Origin of the sequence: Neobacillus drentensis NBRC 102427, assembly GCF_001591445.1 — a bacterium.
Taxonomy (GTDB): Bacteria; Bacillota; Bacilli; order Bacillales; family Cytobacillaceae; genus Neobacillus; species Neobacillus drentensis.
This window is the reverse complement of the sequence record NZ_BCUX01000009.1, coordinates 60,782-72,210: the sequence shown is the minus strand read 5'-3', so window position 1 is coordinate 72,210 and position 11,429 is coordinate 60,782. Positions and strand designations below refer to the sequence as shown.

11 protein-coding genes are annotated in these 11,429 nt (G+C 39.3%); all 11 read left to right on the top strand.

Features of this window, described 5'->3' with window-relative positions:
• Positions 1-17: 17 nt before the first annotated feature.
• The gene (alaS, locus tag BDR01S_RS05405) at positions 18-2,654 is read left to right on the top strand and encodes an alanine--tRNA ligase (protein WP_066257789.1); all 2,637 of its coding nucleotides are present in this window, start codon (positions 18-20) and stop codon (positions 2,652-2,654) included.
• A gap of 72 nt (positions 2,655-2,726) precedes the next feature.
• On the top strand, positions 2,727-2,993 hold the full coding sequence (locus BDR01S_RS05400; RefSeq protein WP_066257787.1) for an IreB family regulatory phosphoprotein: 267 nt from the start codon (positions 2,727-2,729) through the stop codon (positions 2,991-2,993).
• 3 nt (positions 2,994-2,996) lie between these two features.
• Positions 2,997-3,413: a Holliday junction resolvase RuvX gene (gene ruvX / locus BDR01S_RS05395; RefSeq protein ID WP_066257785.1), complete on the top strand. Its 417-nt coding sequence runs from the start codon at positions 2,997-2,999 to the stop codon at positions 3,411-3,413.
• A 12-nt stretch (positions 3,414-3,425) separates the two neighbouring features.
• Positions 3,426-3,740, top strand: coding sequence for a DUF1292 domain-containing protein (locus BDR01S_RS05390; protein ID WP_066257783.1), 315 nt, complete (start codon positions 3,426-3,428; stop codon positions 3,738-3,740).
• Positions 3,741-3,934: 194 nt separating this feature from the next.
• Positions 3,935-5,059 (top strand): endolytic transglycosylase MltG, encoded by a 1,125-nt coding sequence (mltG, locus tag BDR01S_RS05385; protein ID WP_066257781.1) that lies wholly within the window; start codon positions 3,935-3,937, stop codon positions 5,057-5,059.
• A 300-nt stretch (positions 5,060-5,359) separates the two neighbouring features.
• Entirely contained in the window at positions 5,360-6,010 is a 651-nt protein-coding gene (locus tag BDR01S_RS05380; protein ID WP_066257777.1) for an O-methyltransferase, read from the top strand.
• Positions 6,007-6,936: a peptidase U32 family protein gene (locus BDR01S_RS05375; RefSeq protein WP_066257775.1), complete on the top strand. Its 930-nt coding sequence runs from the start codon at positions 6,007-6,009 to the stop codon at positions 6,934-6,936. The genes BDR01S_RS05380 and BDR01S_RS05375 overlap by 4 nt, the downstream gene beginning before the upstream one ends.
• Positions 6,937-6,953: 17 nt before the next feature.
• A complete protein-coding gene (locus tag BDR01S_RS05370; RefSeq protein WP_066257773.1) occupies positions 6,954-8,225 on the top strand; it encodes a peptidase U32 family protein in 1,272 nt (423 codons plus the stop codon).
• Between the two features lies 1 nt (position 8,226).
• A complete protein-coding gene (udk, locus tag BDR01S_RS05365; RefSeq protein ID WP_066257772.1) occupies positions 8,227-8,862 on the top strand; it encodes a uridine kinase in 636 nt (211 codons plus the stop codon).
• Positions 8,863-9,023: 161 nt separating this feature from the next.
• The gene (greA, locus tag BDR01S_RS05360) at positions 9,024-9,500 is read left to right on the top strand and encodes a transcription elongation factor GreA (RefSeq protein WP_066257768.1); all 477 of its coding nucleotides are present in this window, start codon (positions 9,024-9,026) and stop codon (positions 9,498-9,500) included.
• 87 nt (positions 9,501-9,587) lie between these two features.
• Positions 9,588-11,348 (top strand): peptidoglycan D,D-transpeptidase FtsI family protein, encoded by a 1,761-nt coding sequence (locus tag BDR01S_RS05355; RefSeq protein WP_066257766.1) that lies wholly within the window; start codon positions 9,588-9,590, stop codon positions 11,346-11,348.
• The last annotated feature ends 81 nt before the right edge of the window (positions 11,349-11,429 follow it).

Below are 11,429 nucleotides of genomic sequence, written 5' to 3'. Positions count from 1 at the left end.
TAGGGAGGTCTAATACTATGAAAAATTTAACAGGTTCACAAATTCGTTCGATGTTTTTGGAGTTTTTTAGTAAAGAAAAGGGTCATACGATTGAACCCAGTGCATCACTTGTGCCGCATGATGATCCCTCACTATTATGGATCAACAGTGGGGTGGCAACGTTAAAGAAATATTTTGATGGTCGGGTGGTTCCCGAAAATCCGAGAATTACCAATGCACAGAAATCCATCAGAACCAACGATATTGAAAATGTCGGGAAAACAGCTCGTCACCATACATTCTTTGAAATGCTTGGTAACTTTTCGATTGGTGAATATTTTAAAGTGGAAGCGATTGAGTGGGCATGGGAATTCTTAACGTCTGAAAAATGGATTGGCTGGAATCCAGAACTTCTTTCAGTTACCATCCATCCTGAGGACAATGAGGCTTATGATATTTGGCATAACACCATTGGTCTGCCTGAAGAACGTATTATTCGTCTTGAAGGGAACTTCTGGGATATAGGGGAAGGTCCAAGCGGCCCGAATACAGAAATTTTCTATGACCGCGGTCCAGAGTATGGTAACGACCCAACTGACCCTGAGCTTTATCCTGGTGGTGAAAATGACCGTTATCTTGAAGTTTGGAACCTAGTGTTTTCTCAATTCAATCATAATCCAGATGGCACCTATACACCGCTGCCAAAGAAAAATATAGATACCGGAATGGGATTAGAACGGATGGCTTCTGTTGTTCAAAATGTCCCTACCAATTTTGATACAGATTTATTTATCCCAATCATTCGCGCAACAGAAGAAATTTCCGGTGAAAAATACGGTCAAAACAAAGAAACAGATGTGGCTTTTAAAGTCATTGCCGACCATATTCGTACCGTTGCCTTTGCTGTCGGCGATGGAGCACTTCCATCAAACGAAGGGCGCGGATATGTGCTTCGCCGTCTCCTTCGCAGAGCTGTTCGGTATGCCAAACAAATTAATATTAACCGTCCATTCATGTATGAGCTCGTGCCAGTTGTAGGCGAAATTATGGAAGATTTCTATCCGGAAGTAAAGGACAAAACCGATTTTATTCAAAAAGTGATCAAAAGTGAGGAAGAACGCTTCCATGAAACCCTTCATGAAGGCCTAGCGATTCTTGGTAATGTGATCAAAAGGGAAAAAGAAATGGGCAGTGATACCATTACGGGTACTGATATTTTCCGACTTTATGACACATACGGATTCCCTGTAGAATTAACGGAGGAATACGCTGAAGAAGAAGGAATGAAAGTGGACCATGCAGGCTTTGAGGTAGAAATGGAGCAGCAGCGTGAACGTGCCCGTGCCGCAAGACAAGATGTCGATTCCATGCAGGTTCAAGGCGGAGTCCTTCGAGATGTGAAGGTCGAAAGTAAATTCGTTGGCTACGACGAACTTCAAACTAATTCTACTGTGGCAGCTATTATTAAAAATGGTGAACTTGTTGAATCGGCATCAACTGGTGAGGAAGTACAATTAATTTTAGATGTGACACCTTTCTATGCAGAGAGCGGCGGTCAAATTGCTGACCGTGGGTCAATCGAAAGTATTGGAACGAGCGTCACTGTTAAGGACGTTCAAAAAGCACCAAATGGCCAAAACCTTCATCAAGTCATCATAAAATCGGGAACAGTAAAGACAAACGACAAGGTGAAGGCTGAAGTTGATGCCGAAAACCGTGTCAAGATTATTAAAAATCATACAGCTACCCATTTGTTACACCAAGCTTTAAAAGATGTTCTTGGCGAACATGTAAATCAAGCGGGTTCACTAGTTGAACCAGATCGTCTTCGCTTTGACTTTTCGCATTTTGGTCAAATTAAACCAGAAGAGCTTGAACAAGTTGAAAAAATCGTCAATGAAAAGATTTGGAGAAATATTGAGCTCAATATTAGTTTAAAGCCAATTGCTGAAGCCAAAGCAATGGGAGCAATGGCTCTTTTTGGCGAAAAATACGGCGATATTGTCCGTGTCGTAAGAGTTGGCGACTACAGCCTTGAACTTTGCGGCGGCTGTCATGTTCCAAATACATCTGTGATTGGGTTATTTAAAATTATCTCTGAAGGCGGAATTGGTGCCGGTACGAGAAGGATTGAAGCAGTAACAGGTGAATCGGCCTACAAGTCATTAAATGAGCAGGTGAGCTTATTAAAGGATGCTGCTGAAAAACTAAAAACCAATCCTAAAGAAATTGTTAACCGAATTGATAGTTTAATGCTAGAAATCAAACAACTTCACAGAGAAAACGAATCGCTTGCAACGAAGCTTGGAAATATCGAAGCTGGAAACCTCGTATCAAAGGCGAAAGAAATTGATGGAGTAACAGTGCTGGCGGCAAATGTTCAAGGTGCTGATATGACTAACCTGAGAAATATGGCAGATGATTTGAAGCAAAAACTCGGCTCTGTTGTGATTGTTCTAGGTAGCGCCCATGAAGGTAAGGTTAATTTAATTGCAGCAGTTACCAAGGATTTAATTGAAAAAGGGTATCATGCAGGCAAGTTAATCAAAGAAGTCGCTTCTCGTTGCGGCGGCGGCGGCGGCGGTCGTCCTGACATGGCTCAGGCTGGCGGTAAAGATCCTGAAAAGCTGGAAGCTGCGCTTCAGTTTGTAGAGGAATGGGTAAAATCCATTTGATAATAGGACAAAGTAGTGTAAAATGAAGTTAATTAGTATAATTTTCCTCAAATAAAAAGCGAGGTGCATGCAATGAGCTCATTTGACAAAACGATGCGATTTAATTTTCCTGAAGAACCATTTGAACACGATATAAATGATGTTCTTCTTCAAGTGTATGAAGCTTTGCAGGAAAAGGGCTATAATCCGATCAACCAAATCGTTGGTTATCTTTTATCAGGGGATCCTGCCTATATTCCTCGTCATCGTGATGCCCGCAATATAATTCGCAAGCTTGAACGTGATGAAATTATTGAGGAATTGGTTAAATCCTATCTTAAACAACAGCGAGAGGGTTAATGAATGCGCGTATTGGGTTTAGATGTAGGCAGTAAGACAGTCGGTGTTGCGTTAAGCGATGAATTTGGCTGGACTGCCCAGGGCCTCACGACTCTCAAAATCAATGAAGAAAAAAATGTGTTTGGTTTTGAGGAAATTGGTCAATTAATAAAAGAGTATCAAGTAGATACAGTTGTCATTGGTCTGCCTAAGAACATGAACGGGACGATTGGACCGCGTGCAGAAGCGAGTATGCAATTTGCAAGAGAAATTGAAAATCAATTTGCAGTGCCAACTGTCCTTTGGGATGAGCGTCTAACAACAATGGCAGCGGAGCGCGTGTTACTTGAAGCTGATGTAAGTCGAAAGAAACGTAAGAAAGTAATTGATAAGATGGCTGCAGTGATGATTCTGCAAGGCTATCTGGATAGCAAAAATTAATGAGGTGAAAGAATGGCACACGATCACGAAACAGAACATGATGAAGAACAATTTATTACCCTAGTAGATGAAAATGGTAACGAACAATTACATGAAGTACTTTTTACTTTTGATTCCGATGAGTTCGAAAAATCTTATGTATTTTTTTATCCCGTAGGTTCTTTTGATGATGAGGAAGAAGATGTAGATATTCATGTCTATGCCTATATTCCTACAGAAGACGGCGGCTATGGCCCGTTAATGCAAATTGAAACCGACGAGGAATGGGACATGATTGAAGAAGTATTCAATACCTTCAATGAAGATCAAGAGGCAGAAGAAGAATAAAACATGAAACCGGCTGATTTTTAATGGCCGGTTTTTTTGTGTAGTTGACTCAATAAATCCGACAAATTTATTGTTAAATTGACATTTTTCTTACTATGTGCTGAAATAATTAAGATGTATATTTTTTTATCTTACTGATTTAGTAGTTTACAAAACAAGAGAGTCCCATTGGTCGTTTGGGAAGGGGGAGTCAAATGACAACAGACAAAAAAGATATAATCCGTAAAAAAATGCTTGAACATCAAAACGAAGCAAAAGTTGTCAGAAAGATTGTTTTAGTTATTTCAATTTTATTGCTATTATTAATCGTCTTAATTAGTGGTGGTGGATATTTGTACATAGATTCAGCCCTCAAACCTGTTGATGCAGAAAGTAAGACACTAAAAAAAGTGGATATACCGATAGGTTCATCAGTGACGGGGATTGGTGAAACTTTACAATCACATGGCATTATAAAAAGTGCCAAAGTATTTAAATATTATGTAAAACTAAAGAATGAAGGCGGGTTTATGGCAGGGGAGTATCAATTAAGCCCTTCTATGGATGTTCCTGAAATCGTAAGCCGTTTGAAAACGGGTAAGGTATTGGCAAAAGCCAGTTTCAAACTTACCATTCCTGAAGGAAAGCAACTCGAAGAAATTGCAGCGATGATGGCGAAAGCAACAAAACAAAAACAAGAAGATGTGCTTAATAAATTAAACAACATCGAATTTATTAAAACCCTTATGGCTAAATATCCGGATATATTAACAGAGGAAATCTTAAATTCATCGGTAAAATATCCTCTAGAAGGTTATTTATACCCGGCAACCTATCCTTTTTATAAACAGAATCCCTCTGTTGAGGAAATGGTAACTGCCATGTTAAATCAAACACGAAAAGTAGTATCAGCTTATTCAGAAGAAAGTAAGAAGAAAAACCTTTCCGTCCATCAATTGTTAACAATGGCCTCCTTGGTTGAAGAGGAAGCGACTGAAAAGGCTGATCGTAAAACGATTGCGAGTGTTTTTTACAATCGGATGAAAATAGGGATGATGCTCCAAACCGATCCAACCGTTCTCTATGCTCAAGGAAAACACAAGGAAAGGGTATTATATGAGGATTTAGAAGTTGATTCACCATATAACACTTATAAAAATACTGGTCTTCCACCAGGACCAATCGCCAATGCTGGAAAAGCTTCGATTGAAGCATCACTTGAGCCAGAGAAAACTGGTTATTACTATTTCCTAGCGACACCTGCTGGTGATGTTATTTTTACAAAAACATTGGAAGAGCATAATAAGGAAAAAGCAAAGCATATTACCGGCAAAAAATAATACTTAACGGGGGAAATGTTAGCATTCCTCCGTTTTTCTATTGAAATCCGAGAGTGATTTATGATAAAATAGTTCAAGTGTTTTAATAAAATGATCTATAGCGTAACTCACAGTAAGGTAACCTGGCCGCAGCTGCCTGCAACGCATTATATCGGATTTTAACCGTTAATGCCAAAGATTACTGTGAACGCTATTTTTTCATGTCTAAATAGTATGATCTACAGAGATAATAAAAGTATTTGACTTAGTGAATTGTGCGCTGCTTACGCAATTCTTAATAGGGATAGAGGTGAGGGCAGCTTGTTAAATGAGAAGCTGCATTCTTATATTGAAGGTCTGATTTCGGAGCGTAATCTATTGTTAACAGAAATGGAGAACTACGCAAGTGTTCATAATGTTCCTATTATGGAGCTGGCAGGCATAGAAACCATGCTGCAATTATTACGAATTCACGAATCAGAGAAAATACTTGAGGTGGGAACCGCGATTGGTTACTCTGCTTTACGAATGGCAGAAGCGCTCCCAAATGCCCAAATCATTACAATCGAGCGCGATATGGAACGTATAGATGTGGCTGAACAGTTTATCAGCCGTTCTGAACATAGGAATCAGATCACGTTGATCAAAGGGGATGCACTAGAGGTTGAGGAAGCCGTAAGTGGACATGCCCCTTTTGATGCGATTTTTATTGATGCAGCGAAAGGTCAGTATAAAAAGTTTTTTGAAATCTATTCAAAATACTTAACAACTGATGGAATGATTATTACCGATAATGTTTTGTTTAAAGGCCTTGTCGCTGAACCCATAATTGAATCAAAAAGAATCCGCAATCTCGTTAAAAAGATTGATGAATTTAACCATTGGTTATTAAATCATCCAGATTTTAACTCCGTCATTCTACCTGTTGGGGATGGGGTTGCGATAAGTAAACGAAGAGGTGAGAGGATATGAAAAAGCCGGAATTACTTGTAACACCAGTGACTATCAATGACATCTTGCCATTATCTGAAGCGGGTGCTGACGCATTCGTAGTCGGTGAGCAGCAGTTTGGATTACGACTTGCCGGTGAATTCAACCGTGAAGATGTTAAAAAGGCGATTGAGTTAGCTCATAGCAAAGGGAAAAAAGTTTATGTGGCAATGAATGGGATTTTTCATAATGAAAAAATGGAGAAACTCGCCGATTATCTTCAATTTGCAGCGTCTGCTAATGCTGATGCCATTATCTTTGGTGATCCTGCCGTTTTAATGACCGCAAGAGAAAGTGCTCCGGAGATGAAGCTTCATTGGAGTACGGAAACTCTCGGTACGAATTGGTTTTCGTGCAACTATTGGGGCAAAAAAGGGGCAAAAAGATCCGTTTTAGCACGTGAAATCAACATGGATGCGATTGTTGAGATAAAAGAGAATACGGAAGTGGAGATTGAGGTACAGGTTCATGGAATGAGCTGTATGTTCCAATCAAAACGCTCACTGCTTGGTAACTATTTTGAGTATCAAGGAAAAGTCATGGAAATAGAAAATCGTAAAATGCAAAAGAATATGTTCTTACACGATAAAGAACGCAGTAATAAATATCCTGTTTTTGAAGATGCAAATGGAACACATATTATGAGTCCTAATGATATTTGCATCATTGATGAGCTTCAGGAGATGTTAGAAGCTAATGTTGATTCGTTTAAAATTGACGGAATCTTGAAGAGCTCAGAATATATTCTTGCTGTAACGAAACTCTATCGCAAAGCGATTGATTTATTTTTCGAAGATCCTGATCTATATGATGAACAAAAGGATGAATTATTAGCTGCTATTGAGGAAATCCAGCCAGCCAATCGTCCATTAGATACAGGGTTCTATTTTAAAGAGACAGTATATTAAGGGAGGAGTTCAAAATCGTGAATACCGTTAAAGATAAGATTTCTGAAATTATCGATGGAAAACGTGTCATTGTCAAGAAGCCGGAACTCCTTGCTCCCGCAGGTAATCTTGAAAAATTAAAAATTGCTGTCCATTATGGTGCAGATGCTGTTTTTATCGGTGGCCAAGAATATGGCCTTCGTTCAAACGCAGATAACTTTACCTTCGAAGAAATGAAAGAAGGAGTGGAGTTTGCTAAGAAATACGGAGCTAAAATTTATGTGACCACAAACATTTTTGCTCACAATGAAAATATTGCCGGCCTAGAGACATACATTCAAGGCTTGAAAGAGTCAGGGATTGCAGGAATTATTGTCGCCGATCCACTTATTATTGAAACTTGCCGCCGACTTGCACCAGAGATTGAAATCCATATCAGTACCCAGCAATCTATTACGAATTGGCAAACTGCCCAGTTTTGGAAGGAATCTGGTGCAGAACGTGTTGTATTAGCCCGTGAGGTAGGCGCGGAAGAAATCAGAGAAATGAAGGAAAAGGTCGATGTTGAGATTGAAACCTTTGTTCATGGTGCAATGTGTATCGCTTATTCCGGACGCTGTACGTTAAGTAATCATATGACAGCGCGGGATTCCAACCGCGGTGGCTGCTGTCAGTCATGCCGTTGGAATTATGATCTATATAAGCTTGAAGATAACCAAAATGAAGTGGCCTTTCACGGAGATAATGACGATCCGTTTGCCATGAGTCCCATGGATCTAAATTTAATTCAATCCATTCCAAAAATGATCGAGCTAGGAATCGACAGCTTAAAAATCGAAGGCCGCATGAAATCGATTCATTATATTGCAACTGTTGTCAGTGTTTATCGGAAAGTCATTGATGCTTATTGCGCAGACCCAGAGAATTTTGTGATCCAGAAAGACTGGCTACTGGAACTAGACAAATGTGCCAATCGGGAAACTGCATCAGCATTTTTTGAAGGTGTTCCCGGGTATAAAGAGCAAATGTTTGGTAATCATAGCAAGAAGACAAATTTTGAGTTTGTAGGCCTTGTCCTTGATTATAACGAAGAAACTAACATGGTTACCCTTCAACAACGGAATCATTTTAAACCAGGGGAAGAAGTGGAATTTTTCGGACCTGAAATTGAAAACTTTACCCATGTTATTGATAAAATCTGGGATGATAAAGGTAATGAATTGGATGCAGCAAGACATCCACTTCAAATTGTACAGTTTAAATTGAACAAACCGGTCTACCCTAACAACATGATGCGAAAGGAGAACTAGCATGATGCGCAAACCAGTTGTTATTGGTGTAACCGGCGGCTCCGGCTCCGGAAAAACCAGTGTCACAAAAGCTATTTATGAGAGTCTGAAAGAGCATTCTATTCTGGTACTTGAACAGGATTATTATTATAAGGACCAGAGTAATTTACCCTTTGAAGAACGTTTAAAAACAAACTATGATCACCCGCTTGCCTTTGATAATGGCTTACTGATTGAACATATCGAAAAGCTATTACGCTATGAGACCATTCAAAAGCCTGTTTATGATTATTCAATCCATACGCGTTCAGACAAAGTCATTCCTGTTGAACCACAGGATGTAATCATTTTGGAGGGAATTTTAGTTCTTGAGGACGAGCGGCTTCGAGATTTAATGGACATTAAATTGTACGTAGATACGGATGCGGATTTAAGAATTATCCGCCGATTAACTCGTGACATTAGAGATCGCGGGCGAACATTTGATTCTGTCATTGAACAATATTTAAATGTAGTTCGTCCGATGCATAATCAATTTATTGAGCCAACGAAGCGATATGCAGATATTATTATCCCTGAAGGCGGCCATAATCATGTCGCAATTGATTTAATGGTCACAAAAATTCAAACAATTCTTGAACAAAAGTCATTTTTATGAAACAATAGCAAAAGGAATATCTAAAAGGAAATTTCATATTGAAAAAATATTTTTGTCGCGCGCCCTTATATAAGAGGACGCGCTACTATCTATTATGCCGATTGGCATAATATTACATAAATTACATACACAATTCTTAATGACTAGAAGGAGTGAGGGTTTTGGCTACAGAGAAAGTATTTCCAATGACACAAGCAGGTAAAGATAAACTGGTCCAAGAACTAGAATACTTAAAATCAGTGAAACGTAAAGAAGTGGTTGAAAGAATTAAAATTGCGAGAAGTTTCGGGGACTTATCTGAAAACTCTGAGTATGATTCTGCGAAGGAAGAACAGGCCTTTGTTGAAGGTCGTATCACAACTTTAGAAAATATGGTCCGCAATGCTAAAATCATTGCAGAAGCTGCTATGGCAAGTGACTCTGTGACATTAGGGAGTTCTGTTACATTTATTGAGCTCCCAGATGGTGATGAAGAAACGTATTCTATTGTTGGAAGCGCGGAAGCCGACCCATTTGAAGGAAAGATTTCAAACGATTCACCAATTGCCAAAAGCCTTTTAGGTAAAAAAGTAGGCGATCAAGTATCCGTTCAAACTCCAGGCGGAGAAATGAGCGTTAGAATTACTAAAATTAAATAATTGTAATTATAACTATTTTTGGTTTATCATTTGATTCATTGTTTGAAATAAGAAAACCTCGTCAAAACTTTTGACGAGGTGTTTTTTATGTGGCGAAAAAGAGCAATTGGGTGGCTGATTATTTCTATTACAGGTTTGTTGTTGCTGTTAGGACGTTTAATGCAAATTCAGTTAATTGAGACAGAGACCTTTTCTAAACATAACATAAATTTACTTGAGGAAAGTGTCAAACAAAGAACGCAAGAACTGGTTATTGATAATGGCAGAGGGAACTTTCTTGACCGAAGCGGTGCAATGCTCACACACAAAAAGGTGGCAGTTCTTGTCCTTTTTCCCTTCTTGAAAAAAATGGAATGGGAAGCGGACCAGGTTTCAAACATTTCTGGAATACCAGTAAGTACCCTTAAAATGGCAGTTGAAGGGGCAAAAAAACCCTTTGCCTATGGCGAACCTGAACCATATGAACTGACTAGTTCACAAATGGAAAGAATCAATCACTTAAAAATACCGGGTGTCTTTGCAATTGAAAAAAAGTTTGAACGTTCTCAAGTTCCAGCTGAGCAGTTGATTGGTCTGACAGGAGAAAATTCTAAAGAATTAATCAAACGATATCCAAATAAAGAACTGTCTGAGAAAACCTTGATTGGTGTGTCAGGGCTGGAAGAGAGCTTTGATGAATTCCTGCTCCCTGAAGGTAAATCAAAGCTGGTTTATCATGTCGATGGCGGTGGTGCACCCCTGTTTGGAATTAATGTAAGATATGTAGATCCGGCCAATCCGTTTTATCCAGTCAATATTCGGACAACCCTGGATAAGACACTTCAACAAAGAGTGGAAGAGTTAGTTGATCACTATCAGATTAAAAAAGGAGGACTCGTACTCCTTAATATTAAGGATAATAGTGTGCTGTCACTGGTATCAAGGCCAACGATAAATAAAAATGACCCCTACAATGGTGCTGGTATGACGAATATGATGCTGAAGCAGCAGATCATGGGTTCGGTTTTCAAAACAGTTGTAGCTGCTGCGGCCATAGACCATAATCTAGATGATCCGAAGCGTCTGTTTGACTGCAGTAAAAAAATCAATGGTAAAACAGAGTTAACCTATAATTATGGGATGTTGGATTTCACGAATAGCTTTGCAAGGAGCTGTAATCGGACGTTCGGAGAACTAGCAACAGAATTACAAAAAATAAATCCAAACCTTTTAGAAGATTATGCTGAAAAATTGTCTCTTACCGGTTCTGTCGGCTGGCAGGGGGATATCTACCACACCAATAATTTTAAACAGTTGGCGGAAGAAGATAAAGGAAGAGTATTTCTGTCTGAGGATGCTAAGAAGGATGCTAATTTCGCCGCAATGACCGGAATTGGACAACATGAGGTGCGGGCTACGCCTTTAGCTGTTGCTAATATGATGGCGACGATAGCAAGAGGTGGTGAAAAGGAGATGGTTAGAGCCGTATCAAAAATTGAGTACAAAAATGGCACAACGATGGTTAATTTTCAAGAGCAAAGCTTACGTGGAGATACCATTTCACCCTATACTGCGATGAAGTTGCAAAGGTTATTGCGGGAAGTTGTCTTGAACCCGGACGGCACGGGAAGATGGTTTAAGGAATTGCCCTATGAGGTAGCAGGTAAATCAGGGACGGCAGAAACAGGAAAATATCAAGACGGCAAGCAGCTGCATAACAAATGGTTCGCAGGTTATTTCCCGTATGATAATCCCAAATATGCACTTGTGGCAGTGAATTTGGATGTATTAGATTCAGAGGGAGGGGTCAATTTATTATTTGCTGATATCGTGAAAATGTTGTATGAAAATGATAATGGAATGCAATAGGTAATGGTTTTTCCTTCAAGTTCTCATTAAATCATGTTAGAATATTGAGAGTCTATAAATGTCTGGCTCCTTATCCTTTGA